Source organism: Paenibacillus sp. FSL F4-0125 (genome assembly GCF_038008565.1).
Lineage (GTDB): Bacteria > Bacillota > Bacilli > Paenibacillales > Paenibacillaceae > Paenibacillus_AQ.
In genome coordinates this window covers 6,476,504-6,497,321 of the sequence record NZ_JBBOZJ010000001.1, presented here as the reverse complement: position 1 = coordinate 6,497,321, position 20,818 = coordinate 6,476,504, and the positions used below count along the sequence as shown (strand labels likewise).

Annotated in this window: 20 protein-coding genes; 14 read left to right on the top strand and 6 right to left on the bottom strand. The window is 43.0% G+C overall.

Going from position 1 to position 20,818, the window contains the following annotated elements:
• Positions 1 to 5: 5 nt before the first annotated feature.
• A complete protein-coding gene (gene guaC / locus NST74_RS28955) occupies positions 6 to 989 on the bottom strand; it encodes a GMP reductase (protein ID WP_042131616.1) in 984 nt (327 codons plus the stop codon).
• A gap of 281 nt (positions 990 to 1,270) precedes the next feature.
• Here guaC and NST74_RS28950 point away from each other — a divergent pair, with 281 nt between their 5' ends.
• From NST74_RS28950 to NST74_RS28925, 6 genes are all read left to right on the top strand, one after another.
• Entirely contained in the window at positions 1,271 to 2,548 is a 1,278-nt protein-coding gene (locus NST74_RS28950) for an ABC transporter substrate-binding protein (RefSeq protein ID WP_042131615.1), read from the top strand.
• A 204-nt stretch (positions 2,549 to 2,752) separates the two neighbouring features.
• Entirely contained in the window at positions 2,753 to 3,511 is a 759-nt protein-coding gene (locus NST74_RS28945; RefSeq protein WP_341115683.1) for a carbohydrate ABC transporter permease, read from the top strand.
• Positions 3,508 to 4,347 (top strand): carbohydrate ABC transporter permease, encoded by an 840-nt coding sequence (locus NST74_RS28940; RefSeq protein WP_341115682.1) that lies wholly within the window; start codon positions 3,508 to 3,510, stop codon positions 4,345 to 4,347. The genes NST74_RS28945 and NST74_RS28940 overlap by 4 nt, the downstream gene beginning before the upstream one ends.
• Before the next feature lie 16 nt (positions 4,348 to 4,363).
• Positions 4,364 to 6,493, top strand: coding sequence for an alpha-N-acetylglucosaminidase (locus NST74_RS28935; RefSeq protein WP_341115681.1), 2,130 nt, complete (start codon positions 4,364 to 4,366; stop codon positions 6,491 to 6,493).
• 146 nt (positions 6,494 to 6,639) lie between these two features.
• Positions 6,640 to 7,440, top strand: a complete 801-nt coding sequence (locus tag NST74_RS28930; RefSeq protein WP_341115680.1) for a response regulator transcription factor — start codon at positions 6,640 to 6,642, stop codon at positions 7,438 to 7,440.
• A 110-nt stretch (positions 7,441 to 7,550) separates the two neighbouring features.
• A complete protein-coding gene (locus NST74_RS28925) occupies positions 7,551 to 9,149 on the top strand; it encodes a sensor histidine kinase (protein WP_341115679.1) in 1,599 nt (532 codons plus the stop codon).
• Between the two features lie 17 nt (positions 9,150 to 9,166).
• Here the strand turns inward: NST74_RS28925 and NST74_RS28920 are convergent, their stop codons facing one another.
• The 4 genes from NST74_RS28920 to NST74_RS28905 form a co-directional block, all read right to left on the bottom strand.
• Positions 9,167 to 9,781 carry a LysE/ArgO family amino acid transporter gene (locus NST74_RS28920; RefSeq protein WP_341115678.1) on the bottom strand — a complete coding sequence of 205 codons (615 nt, stop codon included), beginning with the start codon at positions 9,779 to 9,781 and terminating at the stop codon, positions 9,167 to 9,169.
• Positions 9,782 to 9,810: 29 nt separating this feature from the next.
• Positions 9,811 to 10,272 (bottom strand): DinB family protein, encoded by a 462-nt coding sequence (locus NST74_RS28915; RefSeq protein ID WP_341115677.1) that lies wholly within the window; start codon positions 10,270 to 10,272, stop codon positions 9,811 to 9,813.
• Positions 10,273 to 10,446: 174 nt separating this feature from the next.
• A complete protein-coding gene (locus NST74_RS28910; protein WP_341115676.1) occupies positions 10,447 to 11,139 on the bottom strand; it encodes a DUF4179 domain-containing protein in 693 nt (230 codons plus the stop codon).
• Between the two features lie 7 nt (positions 11,140 to 11,146).
• The gene (locus NST74_RS28905; protein WP_341115675.1) at positions 11,147 to 11,728 is read right to left on the bottom strand and encodes an RNA polymerase sigma factor; all 582 of its coding nucleotides are present in this window, start codon (positions 11,726 to 11,728) and stop codon (positions 11,147 to 11,149) included.
• A 220-nt stretch (positions 11,729 to 11,948) separates the two neighbouring features.
• On the opposite strand from NST74_RS28905, the gene NST74_RS28900 reads away from it, so the two are divergent.
• The 7 genes from NST74_RS28900 (at position 11,949) to NST74_RS28870 (ending at position 19,264) form a co-directional block, all read left to right on the top strand.
• Positions 11,949 to 13,736 carry a hybrid sensor histidine kinase/response regulator transcription factor gene (locus NST74_RS28900; protein ID WP_341115674.1) on the top strand — a complete coding sequence of 596 codons (1,788 nt, stop codon included), beginning with the start codon at positions 11,949 to 11,951 and terminating at the stop codon, positions 13,734 to 13,736.
• Between the two features lie 295 nt (positions 13,737 to 14,031).
• Complete coding sequence (locus NST74_RS28895; RefSeq protein WP_341115673.1) at positions 14,032 to 14,628, top strand: sensor domain-containing protein; 597 nt, start codon at positions 14,032 to 14,034, stop codon at positions 14,626 to 14,628.
• A gap of 23 nt (positions 14,629 to 14,651) precedes the next feature.
• On the top strand, positions 14,652 to 15,257 hold the full coding sequence (locus NST74_RS28890; RefSeq protein ID WP_341115672.1) for a YkoP family protein: 606 nt from the start codon (positions 14,652 to 14,654) through the stop codon (positions 15,255 to 15,257).
• Complete coding sequence (locus NST74_RS28885) at positions 15,257 to 16,027, top strand: polysaccharide deacetylase family protein (protein ID WP_341115671.1); 771 nt, start codon at positions 15,257 to 15,259, stop codon at positions 16,025 to 16,027. The genes NST74_RS28890 and NST74_RS28885 overlap by 1 nt, the downstream gene beginning before the upstream one ends.
• A 95-nt stretch (positions 16,028 to 16,122) precedes the next feature.
• Complete coding sequence (locus NST74_RS28880; RefSeq protein WP_341116014.1) at positions 16,123 to 17,346, top strand: amidohydrolase; 1,224 nt, start codon at positions 16,123 to 16,125, stop codon at positions 17,344 to 17,346.
• A 20-nt stretch (positions 17,347 to 17,366) separates the two neighbouring features.
• Positions 17,367 to 18,113, top strand: coding sequence for a uracil-DNA glycosylase family protein (locus NST74_RS28875; RefSeq protein ID WP_341115670.1), 747 nt, complete (start codon positions 17,367 to 17,369; stop codon positions 18,111 to 18,113).
• A gap of 92 nt (positions 18,114 to 18,205) precedes the next feature.
• Positions 18,206 to 19,264 (top strand): copper amine oxidase N-terminal domain-containing protein, encoded by a 1,059-nt coding sequence (locus tag NST74_RS28870; RefSeq protein WP_341115669.1) that lies wholly within the window; start codon positions 18,206 to 18,208, stop codon positions 19,262 to 19,264.
• 1 nt (position 19,265) lies between these two features.
• On the opposite strand, the gene NST74_RS28865 is transcribed toward NST74_RS28870, so the two are convergent.
• Positions 19,266 to 20,180 carry a phosphatidate cytidylyltransferase gene (locus NST74_RS28865; protein WP_042131597.1) on the bottom strand — a complete coding sequence of 305 codons (915 nt, stop codon included), beginning with the start codon at positions 20,178 to 20,180 and terminating at the stop codon, positions 19,266 to 19,268.
• 95 nt (positions 20,181 to 20,275) lie between these two features.
• Between NST74_RS28865 and NST74_RS28860 the strand changes: the two genes are divergently transcribed.
• On the top strand, positions 20,276 to 20,818 hold the full coding sequence (locus NST74_RS28860) for a hypothetical protein (protein ID WP_341115668.1): 543 nt from the start codon (positions 20,276 to 20,278) through the stop codon (positions 20,816 to 20,818).

The following is a 20,818-nucleotide window of genomic DNA, read 5'->3' as shown; positions in this document are numbered from 1 at the left end:
GCTTATTAATAGACCTTGTCACCATTAAAAATGGAATTCTTAACGATAACATAATCGACTTTACGAATGGCTTCCAATTTATTGCCTCCAGCATAAGAAATCGAGGACTGAAGATCTTGCTCCATCTCTCTCAACGTTTCTGCTAAAGCGCCTTTGTGTTCGACAACTATTTTTTTGCCCTCAACATTCTTCTTTTCACCTTTTTGGTATTCAGAAGCGGAGCCAAAGTACTCTTTATACAGCTTTCCATCGATTTCGATAGTATCCCCAGGAGATTCTTCATGCCCTGCAAATAGGGAACCGATCATGACCATGGAAGCCCCAAATCTAATGGATTTGGCGATATCACCGTGTGTCCGAATGCCTCCGTCAGCGATAATAGGCTTACTTGCAGCCTTCGCACACAAGCGCAGTGCAGCCAATTGCCAGCCGCCTGTTCCAAATCCAGTCTTAATCTTCGTGATACATACTTTACCTGGTCCAATTCCTACTTTAGTAGCGTCTGCCCCAGCGTTCTCTAATTCTCTAACGCCTTCTGGTGTTCCCACGTTTCCAGCAATAACGAAACTAGTAGGCAGGTACTGTTTAATGTGCTTGATCATACGAATGACTGCCTCGGAATGACCATGAGCAATATCTATTGTAATGAATTCCGGAACCAACTGTTCGTTAGATAATTGTTCCACGAAATCATACTCTTCCTCTTTAACTCCGACACTTATGGATGCGATTAATCCGCGGGCGTGCATGTCTTTGATGAAAGATGTACGCTTCTCCGGTTCAAAACGATGCATAATGTAAAAGTAGCCATTTTCCGCTAAGAAGCTGGCGATCTTCTCATCTATGATGGTTTGCATATTTGCGGGTACCACAGGTAATTTAAAAGTATGACCGCCCAAGGTTACTGATGTATCACACTCCGAACGGCTATTTACGATACATTTTGCAGGAATTAACTGAATATCTTCATAATCGAATACTTTTTTCATTATATACACCTCTAAATGCGAACATTATAGTATTTTGGTTTGTTGATTGTTCGTCCACTTTGTAATGTACAGCATTCCGAACAAGAAGTCAAAATTCTAGTACATTATGGTGTAAATTGGACTTAATTATACGACGATTTGGTGTACAACTAATGATTCATATAAAAAAGCAGATTATTCATAACGAACCAAAGAAATTTAGATAACGTAAATTTATGAACTGCTCTAAAATTTAGTCATGGAAGCTCTTACATTATAGAAAAGAAAAGGGAGGTCTCACCGTGAAAAAGTTTAATATCTTACTTCTCACCGCCGTCACTTTACTCTCAATGACACTTGCAGGTTGTGGTAGTGAGAATAACGCTCCAGCAGCCAATCAAGGGGAAAAGAAAGATAAGGTGAAAATCAGAATTGCGTACTGGAACAAAGAGGATAGTGTTAAGACCCTTCTGGATCTGGTAAAAGAAAAGCTACCGAATATTGAGCTTGAATATCAATTTATTGATAACAAGCAGTATCAAAATATTATTGAAACACAGCTAACGGCTGGAGCAGGCCCAGACATTATTTCTACTAATCCTTATACGGCATCAAGATATGCAAAGCTAGGCTACATTAAGGATATCTCTGAACTAGCTGATCGTTATAATGACGGTGGCAAGAATGTCTACTCTGTAGACGGTAAATTATATGCGCTTCCGGGAATCAGTTGGTTCGAAGGCATGTTCTATAATAAAGAGATTTTTGAAAAGCTGAATCTGAAGGTTCCTACAACCTTTGAAGAAGAACTAGCGCTCCATGAGACATTGAAACAGAATGGAATCAAACCTCAGGCGATGGGTGCTAAATCTTGGGAGCCTATGATGAAATCTTCTATGGGCCTAGTAATGAACAACTTCTTGTCTAAGGCTGAGAATAAAGACTTCGATGTACAGTACGGTGAAGGTAAGAAAAAGCTTGATGGGAACTGGAATACAGCCCTTGAGCAATGGACGGAATTAATCAAACGGGGCTATTTAACGGAGGATATGCTCGGCGTGGATTATGACCAAGCCTTGGATGAATTCGCAACTGGAAAAGCTGCTATGTGGCAGTCTGGGCCGTGGGCTGTAGAAGCCATTCAAACGAAAAATCCGAATTTGAAATTTGATATGTTTCCTTTCTATGGGTCTGAGCCAGGTGCGGGCTGGTTGATTGGTGGACCGGGTGTAGGATTTGCTGCAAATAGTAAGTCAGAGCACCAAGAAGAAATCATGCAGGTATTAGATTTAATTTCAACGCCTGAAGGACAACAAGCTTTCTGGAGTGACAACAAAGGTGGCAGCAGTTATTTGAAAGATGTTGAATTCGAAATGCCTGAACAATTCGCAAGTGTAAGCGAAACGTTGAAAGCAGGAAATGTATATGCACCGTGGAACAACTGGGGCGATGCATCTAATGTAATTGAAGATTACGGTAAGAATTTTCAATATGTATTGAGTGGAAAAATGACAATTGCGGAAGCACTGCAAGCCATTGATAAGAAGACCAATGAACTCATTCAAGGTAAAGCACAATAATGAGCTATGATACTTGCGGCAGCCTGATCGCTGCCCGCAAGTGTTTTACAAGAGAGGTTGAATAGTATGAATACGAAAATGAGGTTGCTAAAGAGGGAACTTGATTATCAAATATTGATCCTGCCGGTGCTGATCTTTTACTTACTATTTTGTGTATATCCCTTTTTCTCGACATTTTACTATAGTTTTACCGACTATTCCAATATGAAATTAGATAATTTGAAATTTGTAGGATTCGATAATTTTAAGGGCATTTTTGATAGTGATCTGTTAACGATATCGATCAAGAACTCCATTATCTACGCCATTCTAATGACCGTATTCCAGACTAGTCTCGGCTTAATTCTGGCTGTATTTCTAGATCGCAAACTAAAGACCAAAAATATTTTGCGTTCGATGTTCTTCTTGCCTGCGGTATTTAGCCCGTTAATTATTGGTTATTTATGGAGCTATATTATGTCTACTTCAGATTTTGGTCTGATCAACCGGGCGGTTACTGCGCTGGGATTTGCGAAAATCAATTTCTTAGGCAATCCTGACTTGGCCTTGTATTCGGTGGTCGGAACGCAATTGTGGCAGTGGACCGGGTGGGCGATGGTTATCTTCCTTGCCAATCTGCAATCCATTCCTAAGGATTTATATGAGGCGGCGGAAATCGACGGAGCCAATAGCTGGGGTAAGTTCTGGAGAGTGACTTTGCCGCTTATGCAGCCTTCCGTTAACGTTGTGTCGGTCACTGCCATGATCGGTGGGTTAAAAGTATTCGATATTATCTTTGCTCTAACCGAAGGTGGACCGGGAAATTCGACACAAACAATTATGACAGCTTATATCAAGACGGTATTTACAGAAGGATTTTATGCGAAAGGTGCAGCCTTTGGGGTTGTATTCTTCATTGCCGTGATGATCATTACCATGGTGATGATGAGCTTCTTGAAAAAATGGGGTGAACAAACACGATGAATACGAAATGGCTGCGAAAATGGGGGAATCCCTTATTTGAAGTTTGTATGATTATTGCTGCCTTAATTACTTTTATACCGATTTACTATTTGATTGTGACTACATTTAAAACACCAGATCAGGCAACGCTGTTTCCTTTGTCATTACCCACTACTTTTAACTTCGGCAATTATGCAGAGGCATGGAACACGATGCAATATCCGCGTGTATTTATGAATACGTTGATTGTTACGGTGCTATCTGTGTTAGGCATTGTCTTGTTCTCATCCATGGCGGCGTATGCTCTGGCGAGAAGAAATCATGCTTTTAATCGCTTTTTGTTCTATTTTTTCTTGGCGGGAATGATGGTTCCTTTCCAAATGGGGCTTGTGAATCTGTATAAATTGATCAATGCGCTTGGTTTAATGGATCATCTAGCTGCCGTAACGGTTGTAAATATCGGCACGGGCAGCATCATTGCCATATTCTTGTTTCATAGTTTCTTCCTTAGCTCGGTTCCGATTGAACTGGAAGAGGCAGCTTTTATAGACGGTTGTTCGGTTTTTAAAACCTTTTGGCTTATCGCATTTCCATTATTGAAGCCGGTTATAGCAACTGTGGTGATCTTAAGTACGTTGAATGTATGGAACGACTTTATGAACCCACTCCTATTCCTACAATCAAGGGAGAATAACGTCATCCTGTTGGAAGTCTTCCGTAATGTCGGACAATTCTCCGTGGACTGGACCAGCCTGTTTCCAATGTTATTGATGGGTGTTGCGCCTCTAATGATTTTCTATCTCGTGATGCAAAAATATATTATTAAGGGCGTTGCGGCTGGAGCGCTAAAAGGATAATAGGAGGATTCGTTCTATGATGCTTCAAAGTGTAGATGTAATGAATGTATTAGCTATGATTGAAAGAGTTATTGGACCAGAAAAGTCCTCCCAAATCCGCCTGGAATCTATAGCGCCAGAGAATGATCAGGATGTATTTGAGTTAGCAAGCGACAGTGGTATGGTTGTGATCAAGGGCTCCTCCGGAACAGCTTTGGCATCGGGCTTCCACTGGTATTTAAAACATACTTGTAAGGCACATTTATCGTGGTGCGGAAATCAACTTGAGTTGCCTGAACAATTACCTGGACTATTCGAACCTGTTCGTCTCGCGACGCCTTATAAATATCGGTATTATTTGAACTATTGTACCTTCTCCTACTCCATGCCTTTCTGGGATTGGGAACGTTGGCAACAAGAAATTGATCAGATGGCGATGAACGGTATCAACTTGGCACTTAGCATTATTGGGCAAGAAGAAGTGTGGAGAAGAACGCTGCTTCGGATAGGCTATGAGGAACAAGAGGTTTCTGAATTTGTATGTGGACCGGCTTTCTTTGCGTGGCAATGGATGCAGAATATGACGTCTTGGGGAGGTCCGCTACCCGAATGGTGGTTTGAAGATCGAGCTAAATTAGCGAATGCCATTCATCAGAGGATGTTAAGCTTAGGCATTTCGCCTGTGCTGCCAGGTTATAGTGGTATGGTTCCCCGGGATTTCGGTGATAAATTCCCTAGTTCAAGACCGGTCAATCAAGGCAAATGGTGTAATTTTGATAGACCTTCACTCTTACTGGCAGATGATCCGATGTATGCTACAGTAGCTACTGTTTTCTATGAGGAACAGCAAAAGCTATTCGGAACAGATATTCATTTCTATAGTGTAGATCCCTTCCATGAAGGCGGAAATACGGAGGGAATTGATTTAGTAGCTTATGCAGTTGGTGTTCAGACTGAGATGCTGCGTCATGATCCACAGGCTGTATGGGTGTTTCAAGCTTGGGAAGGTAATCCGAAAAAAGAAATTTTACAGAACGTGATCCCGGAGCAAGCACTGGTGCTTGATTTGTGGTGTGAGTCCCATCCGACTTGGGAGACGAGTGAAGCCTTTCAAGGGATCCCATGGGTGTGGTGTATGATTCAGAATTATGGTGGTAAAAACGGGATGTTCGGCAACTTAAATAGAATTGCACATGACCCTATCACCACTTTGCACAATCCACAAGCGGGTCGTATGTGTGGGATCGGAATGGCTATGGAGGGGATTGAGACCAATCCTGTAATGTACGATCTATTGGTGGACACCGTTTGGCGCTCAGAAGCGAATGATGTTGGGCAATGGCTAGAAGGTTATATCGAACGTCGGTACGGTAAAGTTGTTCCAGCAGCACAAGAGGCTTGGAACCTCCTACGAAAGAGTGTATACAACTGTAACACAGTGCAGCAGGGTGGGATGGAGTCCTTCATATGTGCACGTCCGTCCTTGGACCTTACCAAAGTATCTAACTGGGGTCCGACAAATGTATATTATGAGCTTGAAGATGTGCGTCAAGCCTGCAAATCTCTGTTTGAATGTTATGAGGAATACAGCGATGCTGAGACCTATCGATATGACCTTACGGATGTGACTCGGCAAGCCTTGGCCGATTTGTCCCGAGTCTATTATAAACGCTTCACAGATGCTTATCAGACAGGGGATCAGGTCACATTCGAAAAAGAATCAGAGCAATTTCTACAGCTGATTCGTATGCAGGAACGTTTGCTGCGTACCTATAAACAATTTTTGCTTGGACCGTGGCTTGAAGATGCTAAACGTATGGGAAGAACGGAAGAAGAGAAAGCGCTGTTCGAATTTAATGCGAGAACACTAGTCACATTGTGGGGCCCTGAGGAATCATCACAACTACTGCACGAATACTCTCATAGAGAATGGTCTGGTTTAATCGAGAGCTTCTACTTACCTCGTTGGGAAATGTTTATCTCTTCGCTTAGTAAGGCGATGTCTGGTCAGACACCGCCAGATCCTATTGATTGGTATGCTTGGGAGTATAAATGGACGCAGGGTCATGAGCTATTTGCGACAGAGCCACAAGGATCGCTGTATGAAGTGGTGAGCAGCATCATAAATACGATTTCTGAGTTTGGTATAGCAGATTACAATGAATGAGCTTCAAGGAAAACAGTTTTCTAGCCAGAAAGTGGCGAAGGGGACTGTTTTTCCCGCATTCCTTAAGGCTGTAGAGATTTGGCTTCAGAAAACCATTGAATTCAAGAATGAAGTTGATAAAATTAAGCCATGGAGGGAGTCCTATCATGTACAGAATGCTAATAGCAGATGACAATAAGTACGAGAGAGATGGCATGAAATACTTGATCTCTAAATATAAACTTCCTTTAGAAATCAGCGAGGCCAGAAATGGCAAGGAAGCGCTGCAGATTATTGAACAACAAGAATTCGATCTTTTACTAACAGATATTAAAATGCCCTTTATGGATGGGCTGCAGTTAGTGAAGGCAGCTCGGGAAATCTATCCAAATCTGAAAATCATCCTTCTCAGCGGTCATAGCGAGTTCGAATATGCTAGAGCGGCTATTCCCTTGAAAGTGCTGCATTATTTGTTAAAGCCCGTTGAAGCAGAAGCATTACGCAGCGTTCTGTCTGAGGTCGTAGAACAATGTGAGCTAGAGGAATCCCAGAAACGTAACGTTAATTTGAAACCGTATACAGGGGCGGGTGCACCGTCTAAGTCAGAGGCGGATGGAAGCCGTTCAGCAGACAGCGAATATGGTAAGCGGGCTGTGGATGAATTGATCCGTATCATCGAGAGCAAATATAACCAGGATCTAAGCTTGGAATATTTAGCGGCGAGTGTCCATCTGTCGGGCAGCTATCTTAGTCATATTTTTAAGAAAAGAACGGGCACAAGTGTAGTGAAATATATCAATCAGTACCGCATGGAAAAAGCGAAAGAATTTCTAGACCAAAGTAACTATAAAATTAACGATGTATATAAAATGGTGGGTTATTCCGACTTTTCATATTTCGGTGTTTCCTTTAAACAGCATTTCGGACTTACGCCGACGCAATATCGGGAAAAGGTCCGTTCGTTGTGAGAACGATACTGACGTTTTTTCGAGACAGAAAGCTCAAACATAAGCTGCTGGCCTCCTATCTTGTCGTGATCATTATCCCCATCTTAGTATTAGGAGTCTATTCTTACCGGATGGCTGAATCTTATTTGAAGCAGCAGTTGATGTTAGGTATGAAGAATACGGTAGAACAAATTTCGCTTAACTTGGAACAGACCTTTGAGAAACAGAACAATTTTATTGATTTCATGGTATTCAATCCGATTATTAAGAAAATTATGGGCTATGAATTAGGCGATATTATAAGTTATACGAAGGAACTCAATGAAAATATTGAGCCGACACTTTGGTACTATACGAATATTAATATGGAGTTAAAGGAAGTTAACTTCTATTCAGAATATACGGGCAAGCAGATCGGAAACTTTATCTACTCCAGTGATCAGGTTCGAAATTTAGATTGGTATCAATCCGCGAAGATGAGCAATCAGACGGAGTGGAACTATGATGATGACGTTTTATTTGTAACTCATAATATTATGAAAAGTAATAATACAACCTTTGCTGGTGTGCTGTACGTGAGGCTCGATAAGGATCGAATATTCGAAAAATTGGATGAGCTGAATACGAAGAGTGATTATGGCATCATTATTACAGATCGCAATCAACAAGTCGTCTATTCGAGTGCAAGTAGCGGGGTTGAAGAAGAGAATGTCGCAGATCATATTGTAGGTGCCGATTCAGGACAATTCAATATCGGACATAAGGAATATTCCTTGGTCAAAAGTGATATTGAACGCCCCGGATGGACGCTTTATTATTATACACCTGTAAAAAGCATGATTGTGGATACCAGCAGTATCCTAACCGCAATGGTGTCCATTATAGTGGTATGTATTTTAATCTTATTGCTGATTATATGGATTTTTACAAAAACGCTAGTGCAACCCATCTATAAGCTGAAAAAGAAAATAAGAGTCGTGGAAGAAGGCGACTTCGATATCCTGATCCATTCTAATTCTAAAGATGAGATTGGTGAGCTTACCAACAGCTTTGCCAGCATGGTTCGGAGGATAAAGGAATTGATCGGGCAGGTCTATCAATCCGGTATTATGGAAAAAGAAGCCGAATTGAAGGCACTCCAGGCACAGATTAGTCCTCATTTTCTATACAATACGCTTTCGATTATTAATTGGAGGGCGGTCCAAGTGGAGGCCGAGGACATCAGCGTGGTGGTCAATGCGCTTTCGAAATTTTATAGAACCAGTCTGAACAATGGAAAGCAATTGACGAGTATCCGGGATGAAATTCTTAATATTCAAGCCTATATCGACATTCAGTTGGCCATGCATGATGATCAGCTCTTCGATGTCACTTATCATATTGAGGAAGAGTTGTATTCCTATCAGACGATTAACTTTATATTGCAGCCGATTGTTGAGAATGCGATTAAACATGGTATCGATGAAAAAGAAGATGGGAAAGGCATGCTTACCATTGAAGCGTATACGTATAATGACAATATCCGGTTTGTGGTAAGTGACAATGGGAAAGGGATGGATCAGGAGCAAATCCAGCAGTTGTTATACTCTAACGGAACAGGCTACGGCCTGAAGAATGTTCATGAACGAATTAAGCTGTACTATGGAGAAGCTTACGGCATTTCTATCGAAAGTGAACTGAATGTATGGACAAGGATATGTATAGATATTAACAAAAGGTCATCCCTATAAGGGATGACCTTTCTTGCTTACATCTGAAAAAGCTTGTAAGCAATATATGCTGCAACGGCCCAAATGATAATCGCAGAAATCTTATTAATGATCCGCATGATTTTTCCACTCGAGTCTATTTGTCCTACAATCTTCCCTGCTACAGCAAGCCCAAAGAACCAAACCCAAGAAACCAGAATGGTCGCAGCAGCAAACATAACTTTATCTATGCCCGTGTAATTCAGAGAGCTGGTGCCGATAACCCCAATGGTGTCCAGGATCGCGTGTGGATTTAATAAAGAGACGGACATCGCAAACAAGATCTGTTTTTTTGAAGATAGTGGTGCTGTGTCTGTGGATGAAGAGGTAGGTGTGCTTCTCCAGATGGACCATCCCATATACAAAAGGAATACAAGTCCCGCAGCAAATAAAGCGGTCTGCAGAACAGGGATGGCAAACACAAGAACAGAAACGCCTAGTACGGCTAATAAAATAAGAAGGGTGTCACATAAAGCGGCTGTAAGAATAACTGGAATCGCCTTCTTAAATTTTGGCTGTGAGGCGCCTTGGTTAAATACAAAAACATTTTGTGCGCCAAGCGGAAGAATTAATCCAAAGGCTAAGGCGATTCCGTGAAGTAGTGCGGCTAACATAGATGATTCCTCCGATGATGAGTAATGCGTTATAAAATTTGCTTTTGAATATGGTGCTCCATATGTTCTAGATAGTCTTGAATCAGCCATTCTAGAGTCACCAGTTGATTATTTCCTATATTGCAAAGATAGGCCAGTTTGTCACTGGGAATTTTGGAAATCACGTTTACGATTCGTTTATTTAAGCTGCTCCATAAAAGCACGATTTCTTCGATAGAGGTATTCTGATAATCCTGTAGATCAACCCACTTCTCTTGATTATATTTCTGCAGGACGTATGGCTGATCCTCATATTGAATTTTGATGAATCGTTCAAGATTATTGATCGCGGAGTCACATAGATGTCCTAATATTTCTTTTCGTGACCATTTATGAGGCTGGGGGCGCTCTGTCACTTCTGTTTCTGACATAAGTCTGATGTCTTGAGGTAATTTAATGAGCCATTTGTTTAATTGGTCCATTACATTTTGTATCTGGATATTCCCGCCCATTGGTTATCGACCCCTTCATCTATATTTTCTGGCTAAATAATATGTACTATCATACAATGACGGCTTTTATTTAAAAAGATATTTGTTATGAGGCCATCGAACGATTTAAGGATGTAGACAAAGAGAAACCCCCTTCGCTGTTTGCAATCGAAAGGGGCTATCCTTTACTAGAAGTTATTGAGTTGCTGTCTTGCTCACCGGCACTTGCATTTCATAAGTACCGTTAATTCCTGCAAGTTTAATTTGAAGGGTTAATTCGGAGTGATCCGGCAGTTGCTGACCGTCCTCGGTTATGATTTCCAGCAAAGCTGCATTTTTTTCTACAGTATGATCGGAGTTGATGATGGGCATTGCGCTCATTCGCTTGACTTGTTCGCCGTTAACTAGAACGATAAGCTCATCTGTTAAGAGTAGGCCTTTTTCCCGATTTTCCATGGGGCCAACTAACTGATCTTCAGTTGTGATTACTCCCTCGCGTTCAAGAGCAATCGATAGGCGTTTTCCATCGTGGTAAGCCTCTGAGGCTGTCAGCGTTACGCCTTCATGGGAGTCGCTTATACCAATCTTGCTAATAAGATCATTCTCAGCAGCGGACTTTAGTCCGTTATCCACGTTATTCTGGAACAGACTGCCTATGACAGGGAGTTGGCCTAGCGTATCTGCCATTACCGGTGAGATAAATCCAGTACCGATGATTCCAAGTCCAAGTGCTGCTGCTGTAGTGGTGGCGAGCAATGTTTTCTTAAGCATATTTCCTCGTTTAGTAGTCTTATTCATGGGATTGTCTCCTATCCGATTCATAATTTGTGTACTAAGGCTGTACTGTGGCGTCCCGGTTTCCCGGATCATGCTTTCAATTTGTTCCATTTGCCTGTCATTCGTTGGATTGCGCAAATAATCCGCCTGCCTTTCGTTGTTTATTGGCTTGTTCCATGAGTTTCTGGCGCAAGCGTTGATATTTTTTTCGTACGGTTGCTGCTTTACAGTCCATGATTTGACCAATCTCTTCAAAATTGTATTCCTCCACTGCTTTCAGCAATAGAATGTGCCTTTCCTCTGAAGTGAGATAGGTCAGTAACTCAGTTAAAGGCGATTCCGGCTCTGGAATGGGCTCCGTGGCTTCCTCCTGTTGTTTGAAGTACGATACAATCTTTAACCTTCGATGCTGTTTCTTTAGCAGGTTCAGGCTGTGATGATAGGCAAGCTTGTACAACCATGCAGAGAAGGAGACAGTAGGCTCATAACGGTGAATATCTTGATAAGCTTTGATGAATATTTCTTGAACGGCATCTTGAGCTTCTTCCCGGTTTTTGAGCAGATGATAGCAATAGATGTACATGGGTTTTTCAAATCTGTGGATGATAGATGTATAAGCCTCATGATTTCCCGACTTAACCAGTGAAACAGCGGCCTCTATTTGCTCTGTAGCAGCGCCGCTAGGTCTAGCTTCTTCCAAGCGATCACCTCCTTTGCTTTTCATTTATATAACAATTTCAAGTCGTTGATTTGTGACATTGTTTTGTTTAGAATCTCAGAGACGTCGATAGTGACCTCTATGGGATTTGTAGAATTAGAGGAAGTGTCATCTCAACTCATGACCTTTTGTAACTAGTAAGGTCCCAAGGGGTTACACTATAATAAAGGTCTAGTCAGCACAGTATATAGGGGGCTATGTCTTGTTTAATCTGGTCAAACAGTGGTTCTGGTACGATTGGCTCGTCCTCCTGTTTCGGATTTGTTTTTCTACTTCTTTTATAGTTACGATGTGTTATCTCTCAGAGGATTTTACGATTCCTTTCTGGATCGTGTTTGTTTGGGGTGTGATCTCTTTTTCAGTGCCTTGGTTTTGTTTGCAGCTGCATTATAAGTATTATCTGATGGCGGAGATCCTCCTTTCAGGTGGTCTATGCTTATATTTGGCTGCTCTGTTTCCTGATTCGTATGTAACTTTTCTGCCAATTGCTTTTATGATTGCCAGCAATAGTGCACAGAAGTCCTATCGTTGGTCAGCTCCGATCACGGTGATCTTGATTCCAATAATGTTATCTAGATTGTCACAACAAATGGATGCTATATCGATGATTGTGAACTTTGGCTTGGTGTATACGATTGGCTTCGCTTTTCACTTGCTGGTGGTGAATCATAAGCAGAACGGGATTATTAAGAACCAGAATGCTGTCCTGGAGCAGTATATCTCACAAGTCGAGCGTATGACCCTTCTGGAGGAAAGAGATCGATTATCCAAAGATTTGCATGACACTGTGGGGCATTCTTATACTTCCATTCTTATGGGGCTAGAGACTTTACGTACGGAGGTGAATACCTCTGAAGGAGAGCATAAGATAGATTCCTTATTAAAGCTAACTCGCAATGGCTTGGATGATGTTCGGCGATATTTGCACCATGTGGGCTCCTCACAGGATTCGTTGACGCTTATGCAGTCCCTGCAGAAATTAGTGGATGATTTCCAGACTCTCTCGAAGGTTCAGATTCGCCTAAGAACGTTTGGAGAGGCATATGCAGTATCCAAGCAAGCCCAGATGACTTTATACAGATGTCTGCAAGAGTCGATAACCAATGCTGTACGTCATGGTCGAGCCAGTGAAATTGTCATTAGTCTACATTACGAAGAGAAATTGATTCGGCTGGATGTGCAGGATAATGGATTAGGCGCAGCGGATTTAACAGCAGGATTCGGTCTGAACGCGATGAAGGAACGAGTTTCTAACTTGCAAGGGCAAGTGTATTTTTACTCTAAGCCAGGGGAAGGAACCTTAGTGACCTGTAGTTTGCCGAGACTGGAAGAGATCCGGGAGGAAATGGTTCGTTTATTGCTGGTAGATGATCAGCCTTATATCCGGGATAGTCTGCGAATTATTCTAGAGCAGGAGCCGGATTTTGAGATCATAGGGCTAGCAGAGAATGGTGAGCAGGCAGTAAGCTTCTGCGAGCAGGATCAACCTCATGTGGTGTTGATGGACCTAAATATGCCAAGTATGGACGGTGCGGAAGCAACTAAGCGCATTAAGCAAAAATGGCCAGGGGTACGAGTGCTGATCCTCACTACTTTTCAAGAAACAGATATGGCAGTCGAAGCCTTGCAAAACGGGGCAGATGGCTACTTATTAAAGTCTACCGAGCCGCAGGAGCTATTTGAAGGTATACGTCTCGTACATCGGGGTGTGAAGATGATAACTCCTGCTATTACGAATGTATTAATTGATCATTATGAGATGCATCCTGCTTCTGAAGTGCAGACTGAACAGAGTAATGAATATGGGCTGACCCCACGTGAGCTTGAGATTCTAGAATGCCTCTCGAAAGGGATGCGTTATAAATCGATTGCGGCCAAATTGTATTTGTCTGATGGGACGGTGAGAAATTACGCTTCTACTATCTATGCTAAGCTGGGTGTACGGAACCGCGAAGAAGCTGTAGAGAAAGCCTTTGGCACTACGGAATAACCATAACTGAATCATCTGAAATTAACGAGTGAGCACCTTGTTGTCTATTTTCCTTTCGGGAGTAGGCGATAGGGTGTTTTTTTTATATATAAGAACGTATAAGTTTTACACCATACTTTATGTCTTATATTTCTCGCTTAAACGCTTACTGTCCTTATAAGCACGCCGAAGGCGTTATGTTTGTATGAAATGACTGTCATATGACATTATGGCACTGGTCGATTTTACATTAATAGCATTAGTGTAGGAACTGTGTAGAGGAACCAATTTTTAATGCAGAGAGGGAGAGAAGACCATGAATCAAATGATCCGCAAACATGTAAGGAATTTCTGTTACTTATTAATTACTTTTGCCACCGGGCTGTTTTACCTTTGTTTTTATATGGTGGGCATTGCTTTTGGGGTCGCGATGTCCTTCACCATAGTAGGTATTCCAATCCTTTATTATGTTTTACGTTCTACGGAGACTTTTTTACAGCATGAGCGAATTCGAACCAAAGTCTATACGGATATTTCCGTACGGACGATTCCGGCCCGATCTCAAGAAGAAGGCAGCATGTGGGAGCGGGTTAAAGGGGAGTTGCTGGATGAACATAACTGGAGAGCGATTATAGGACTGATGCTGCAGGGTATTATCGGAATGCTGAGTCTAATATGTGCAGCTCTTTTTTACTTGACTCCTATTATTCTCTTGTTATCACCTATCTTGTATTCATTCGGCGTCTCTTCTATATCGTTTTTCGGTGTAACAAATAGTACGCTGAGGAGCTCATTTTTTTTCTTGCTGTTAGGTGCATTATTTCTATGGATAGGTGCTTATCTCGGGAACAGTCTGGTAAAGATGATCGGCAGGTATACGCGGCGTTTAGTGAAGGATTTTGCTAGAAGATAAACTTAAACAAGAGAGAAGGAAGAATGATGGCAGCTTCAGTTTCATTAGTAAAATTATTCTCGCAATCCCTTTGGATGATGTGGGAGAATCTATTTGCCGTTATCACTAAGTTCCGCAGTCAATCCGTATGGAGATACGGGATATGTAAATTGGTCGTGTTGAAGTATCACGGAGAAAGTGTGGTCTGCCAAGATGGGCATCGGATACTTCCGGGCGATTGGGTGGGTGAGCTTCATCTGGATAATCGTCAGGTTGTGCAGCTAACGCGTACACTCGGCGCTGATCGGGCTGGAATCCGTATTGCACGCATGCTTCGCGAGGCCATGAAGGAGATTAGTCGTGAACTGGATAGTAATCCAGAGCTAAGCAAAGTACAGGCGCTAACGGGGATTACGCTACTTCACCGAGGGATCATCCATGGAATAGGATTCGATCAGCATCCCATCAAGTCCAAATGGCAGCGGCGATGGTATGGAATTTATCTTAGGTTCTTGCTTCGCATGCTGCATCCAGAAGGGAAGCAACGCGTAGAGGACAGTACGGAGAAGTTGTCTCCCATGATGCTTGTGCTTAGTAAACAGTCTTTGAAAGCGAGGTTTGCTCCTCGAAGGAAAGAGGCGGTTTCCTGATGTGGACACTCATTATTTTAGCTATAGATGTCATTATTCTTTATATGATGGTTCCTTTTTTGATTACTCGAATATTAGGCTGGGGTGTTGCATCTAAAGGGGATGCTGCGAAGGGAATTGCTTTTACTTTTGATGACGGACCAGATCCATGCTATACCCCTGAATTATTGGACTTATTACATGAGCATGACGTTAAAGCGACCTTCTTCGTATTAGGCAAAAAGGCTGAGCAATACCCGGATTTAATCAAGCGAATGCACCGGGAAGGACACCAGATCGGCATTCATAATTATTCGCACGTGCCCAACTGGATTTACTCCCCATGGACGAATAGACGGAAGCAAGTGGATCGAACAGCTGACATTGTCGAGCGGATTACAGGAGAGCGTCCTATCTTGTATCGCCCACCCTGGGGGCTCCTTAATTTAGGTGATCTTGCTTTCCTTAGACGTTCTTATCAGATTGTGTTGTGGTCTGTTATGGTGGGGGACTGGAAAGCATCCGTTAGCGCGAAGCAATTAAAGCATGATTTATTGAAAAAGATTAAACCAGGCTCCATCATCACTCTTCACGATAGTGGGGATACGCTAGGGGCAGATAGAGAAGCGCCGCTGAACATGATCACAGGGCTGGAACAGGTCTTAAGTGATGTTCAGCTACAGGGTTTGAACTGTCTGCGTGTGGATGAACTACTCGATAAAGAGGCCGGGAGTATTGGAAAAGCCCAATCCCGAGCAAATGTCGCGATCAGGTCGACACGTAGCTATTGACGATTTTTTATATAGGAAGAGCTATGGTACCATTTAGGTTAAAGCCGGTAGTTCTTACGAGCCTATATTAAATTGTCGAGCAAAGGATGGGTAGCATGTTAAATACTTCTTACTGGTTAACCAATATAAGACTGGAACAAGGTTATGTTATAGAAGATGAACAAGTGGTTGGCACGAATACGAAGGTTTGTCATATCCGGATTGATGGGGATAAGATTTCAGAAGTTATTGGAGCAGACATCGAGATTCAGAGTCATCTCCCTAAATATGACGGAAAAGGGTTATTGATGCTGCCTTCTTTTGAGGAGGCGCATATCCATTTAGATAAAACATATTTTGCTGGACCATGGAAGGCGGTAAAGTCTGCTGCCGGTGTCTTCGAACGGATTGAGGAAGAGAAGGTATTATTGCCTAAGCTGCTGCCGATGGCGAGACAACAAGCGGAGAGCATCTTGACGCTTATACAGGGTTTCGGTGCCACACATGTGCGTAGTCATTGTAATATTGAGCCTGTCAGCGCTCTAAAGCGTTTAGAGGCAACCATGCAAGCCTTAGAGACCTTTTCCGGCAAAATTTCATCAGAAATTGTAGCGTTTCCGCAGCATGGTCTGCTTCGTTCTAACTCTGTTGAGCTGGTAAAGCAATCTTTATCAGAGGGGGCAAACTGTGTAGGAGGCGTCGACCCATCCTCTGTAGATGGAGATATCGAAAAGTCACTTCAGACCATGGTCGAGTTAGCGGTAATGAATACTGCAGGCATTGATATTCACTTACATGATGGAAAAGAAGCAGGAAAGCAGACGTTGTCGCGTTTGGCTGATCTGACAGAAGAAGCTGGATTGCAGGGCAAAGTGACCGTTAGCCACGCATTCTGGTTCGCGGGTGCTCCGCAGCAGGAGGCAGAAGAAATGGCTAAACGGATGGCGTCTCTCGGCATGACGGTTGCCTCCACAGTGCCTATTGGAAGAATGATGATGCCACTACCTATGCTGCACAGCCAAGGTGTAAAAGTGAAACTGGCAACAGACAGCCTTACAGATCACTGGTCTCCTTTTGGTAATGGCGATCAATTGGAGAAGGTGGGACGATACGCAGAGTTATATGGGTGTAGTGATGAACGGTCATTGTCACAATCCCTTGGATTTATAACAGGAGGAATAACACCTCTTAGTCAAAAAGGGGAACAGGTGTGGCCTAAGGTAGGAGACACTGCAAGCTTTGTGCTGCTCCATGCCAGCTGTTCAGCTGAAGCTGTAGCGCGAAGATCGGAGCGTCAAGCGGTATGGTACGAGGGTCGTCTCGTGAGTGGGTCATTATAGAGTCATGAGAGGTGGATGACATGCTCATCTCTAACCATTTACAACAGTATAAAGCCGCGCTGCTCTCACTTCCGAAGGAGACCGGGCTAACGAAAGCGGATCTGCAAGTAGATAAGCTTCTTATGAAGCGTAGCGGCAAGCTTGAAATGTACTATGCACCGCACAATGAGTACCTGAATCCTGCTGCAAAGGTGATCATTATTGGGCTAACACCCGGTTTTACACAGATGAGCGCAGCCATACAAGAAGCGATCAGAGGATTGGAAGCCGGGCTATCAGATGAAGAGGTCTGTAAAGGGGCGAAGGAAGCGGCGAGATTCGCTGGGACTATGAGGAATACGTTAATTCATATGCTAGATGCACTTGGGATTCAACAGTATTTGGGCCTTGCCTCCTGTGACGAATTGTTTCAGAAGCAGCAAACGAGCCTGCATACCACCTCTTTATTGCGTTTTCCCGTGTTCATAGAGAAGAAAAATTATAGCGGAGCACATCCCAAGCTACTTTCTGATCCGTTCCTTAGAGAATGTGCGCTATTGTCACTAGAGCAGGAGCTGGGCATCCTGAGCCAAGCTTTAATTATTCCTCTAGGAAAAACTGTGGAGGGTATGCTTCGGCTTATGGTATCTGAGGGTAAGCTTGAAGATCAGCGCTGTTTATGGGGATTTCCGCATCCTTCGGGAGCGAACGGACATAGATTTAAGCAGTTTGCCAGCCATCAAGAGGAAATGACAAAGACTCTACGAGATCATTTATGGAACGCCTGAACGGCTTCCAGTTGCAACATTTTTCCTGAACCTCACGTTAAGAATGATAGAGTAGAACAACTTCATTCATCTCAGGAGGTATAATTTTTACTATGAAAACATTCAAAGTAATCGGAGCGGTCCTCGCTGGCACGCTCATAGCATCGAATGTCATTTCTGCTGCCCCAATCCAGCCAGCTCCAGTCAAACCAGCGACTAATTCCTCTGTACCGCAGGATTCTTATGGTGGTCTAAAATATGTGCTAGTCATTGATGGTAACGGCTACTCCCCAGTCGATGTTCCGCTATACGTAGGTTCAAGCAAGGAAGTTATGATCCCAATCCGTACAGCAGCTGAAGCGCTTGGATACAAGCTAACATGGACGCAGAGCCTTCAATCGCTAGGTCTTGAGAAAGATAGCCAGTCGATGTCCTTTCAAATTGGAAAAGATGCTTATCGTAATGGCACAACACTTCTTACGTTGGGTGCTGTTCCAGAGCTAAAGAACGGTAAAACCTACGTTCCACTCTCTTTCTTCGAAAAAGTGATGAAGCTTGAAGTTATCGCCGGCCCAACCGGAACGATTTCGATTAATTCCAAGGAGCAAGGCAGTGGAGAGACCTCTTCAGACACGATCAAGCAAGGATCAATCACTAGTATCTATAAGGGCGAAAAAAATGCTGAGATCGGCCTCAACGGGTATGGTCATGGCGTGCGCCTAGGTATTTCTGATGAAACAGAAATCGTATCTGCTGATAATAAGAAGCTAACCTTCGCTGACCTGCAGCTGGGCATGTCCATCGAGGTCGAGCATAGCATGGTGATGGCTATGAGTATGCCGCCATTGACAAGCGCGATCAAGATTGTTGTGAAAGAACAAGCTCCCGATCAGCAGACGTTGGGAACGGCTGGCGTGATCGAAGAGATTACTCCTTCAGATAATGGTTCGACTCGCATTGTAATCAAAGGCGATAAGCTCAGTGATACTTCGTTCGAGGCAATTGTTCTGAATACTACAGACACTACGACTATTCTCGGTACGAAAGACAATCAGAAGATTGCCGTAAGTGAGCTGAAAAAAGGCGACAAAGTGTATGCGTTCTACGGTCCGATGTTAACCAAGAGTATGCCGCCTATCGGTCAAGCGACTAAAATCGTCGTAGAAAACTAATCTACATGAAATCGAAGAAATAACGGATCACATGGAAAAAGACCGGTGAGGTGTAGGTCAAGCTATCGACACGGCTTAAATAGCTTTCTTTTAAAGCAACGAATTTATCGCCATCACCGATGAGCAAATCTCGCTTCAGCACGGAAACCGTTAAGCTACCTAAGAAGCCGCTCAAACTGATCAGCATGCCTGACAGGAAACCGAAGATCGGGTTGAGCGGCGTCAGGTAGGGATAGATCAGATAGGAGACTCCGGTTGTTACGACAAACGCACAAGCAAAGCCTTCCCAGGTCAAATAAGGATTGGCGGTTGGGACCACTTTGCGCTTACCCAGATAGAGGGATGCCAGATAGTGGACCACATCATTCAGTTGCGTCAGCACTACTAGGAATAATACAAGCCCCGCTCCATACTCCGGTGTAGCAAATTGAAAATAGGCTAAGTGACTAAGCCCAAATACCATCAGCATTAGTCCCCACTGGGTTGAACTAACACTACGCAGGAAGCCAACAGTCCCTTTATTAATAAGCCTAGGTAGCGGTAGGAGTAAGAATACATAGACCGGGATAAACACAATAAACATCCCGTACCACTCGATATAAATCCAGTAGAACTGAAGAGGAATGGATAAGTACGCCCACAGAAATAGTCTGCGGTCGGATTTTCGTGATTTTATCATGGAAAAATATTCTTTGAGCGCAAAGAAGGTTAGCACCATAAGTGACAGTAGTGAGACGACTGGATTAAAAAGAGTAGCTAAACAAAAGATGAAGAGCATTCCCCACCAGGTTTTGATGCGAAAGCCGATACCTGTATAGTCTTTACTTGGTTGTAATCTGCCTATAACTACATACATCAAGTGAATGGCCGATAAGGCCGCAAAAATCAGGATTATCGTTAATAGAGAGCGGTCGATAGCTAATCACCAACTTGTCGTAGAGTAGATTCCATTAATGGGTTCATATGTTATTATGAAGGAAACGTCCAATCTTGATAAGGGGAAAATTGTAAATGGCAGATGCTCCATCGGTCTTTATCTTACTTACGAATACCGGAACGCTCTTTACGAAGCTTATTCAAGGCTACACGAGAGCTCCTTATAATCATGCCTCAATCTCCTTTAACCGGGAGCTTTCCGAGTTATATAGCTTTGGCAGAAAGCACCCGAGCAACCCTCTAAATGGAGGATTCGTGAAGGAGGATATTAAGACAGGCACGTTCAGCAAATATCCAAATACGACGTGTGTTCTATATGAACTTCAAGTTACAGCCCGCGAAGTGGAGAAGATGGAGCGGGTGCTCAAAGTTTTTATCCGCAGTCGGCAAAAGTATCTCTATAACATTCTCGGTGTAATTGGTATTGCACTGAAGGAACCTGTCGAATTCAGCAACTCCTACTTCTGCTCACAATTTGTTGCGGAAATTCTGGAGAGGTCCGGCATTAAGCTATGGAATAAGCTGCCAGCGCTCGTAACGCCTGATGATTTTCGGCAAAGCGATCGACTGAAGCTGATTTATCAAGGCAAATTAAGTGAGTACGAACCTAAAAGCTAA

Bases quoted from the DNA above. Each gene is read 5' to 3' on its own strand.
- NST74_RS28885 (WP_341115671.1), top strand. From the start codon at position 15,257: ATGTGGACACTCATTATTTTAGCTATAGATGTCATTATTCTTTATATG.
- NST74_RS28875 (WP_341115670.1), top strand. From the start codon at position 17,367: ATGCTCATCTCTAACCATTTACAACAGTATAAAGCCGCGCTGCTCTCA.
- NST74_RS28925 (WP_341115679.1), top strand. From the start codon at position 7,551: ATGGCTGAATCTTATTTGAAGCAGCAGTTGATGTTAGGTATGAAGAAT.
- NST74_RS28880 (WP_341116014.1), top strand. From the start codon at position 16,123: ATGTTAAATACTTCTTACTGGTTAACCAATATAAGACTGGAACAAGGT.
- NST74_RS28890 (WP_341115672.1), top strand. From the start codon at position 14,652: ATGATGGCAGCTTCAGTTTCATTAGTAAAATTATTCTCGCAATCCCTT.
- NST74_RS28945 (WP_341115683.1), top strand. From the start codon at position 2,753: ATGAAATTAGATAATTTGAAATTTGTAGGATTCGATAATTTTAAGGGC.
- NST74_RS28940 (WP_341115682.1), top strand. From the start codon at position 3,508: ATGAATACGAAATGGCTGCGAAAATGGGGGAATCCCTTATTTGAAGTT.
- NST74_RS28935 (WP_341115681.1), top strand. From the start codon at position 4,364: ATGATGCTTCAAAGTGTAGATGTAATGAATGTATTAGCTATGATTGAA.
- guaC (WP_042131616.1), bottom strand. From the start codon at position 989: ATGAAAAAAGTATTCGATTATGAAGATATTCAGTTAATTCCTGCAAAA.
- NST74_RS28860 (WP_341115668.1), top strand. From the start codon at position 20,276: ATGGCAGATGCTCCATCGGTCTTTATCTTACTTACGAATACCGGAACG.
- NST74_RS28930 (WP_341115680.1), top strand. From the start codon at position 6,640: ATGTACAGAATGCTAATAGCAGATGACAATAAGTACGAGAGAGATGGC.
- NST74_RS28920 (WP_341115678.1), bottom strand. From the start codon at position 9,781: ATGTTAGCCGCACTACTTCACGGAATCGCCTTAGCCTTTGGATTAATT.
- NST74_RS28870 (WP_341115669.1), top strand. From the start codon at position 18,206: ATGAAAACATTCAAAGTAATCGGAGCGGTCCTCGCTGGCACGCTCATA.
- NST74_RS28895 (WP_341115673.1), top strand. From the start codon at position 14,032: ATGAATCAAATGATCCGCAAACATGTAAGGAATTTCTGTTACTTATTA.
- NST74_RS28915 (WP_341115677.1), bottom strand. From the start codon at position 10,272: ATGGGCGGGAATATCCAGATACAAAATGTAATGGACCAATTAAACAAA.
- NST74_RS28910 (WP_341115676.1), bottom strand. From the start codon at position 11,139: ATGGAACAAATTGAAAGCATGATCCGGGAAACCGGGACGCCACAGTAC.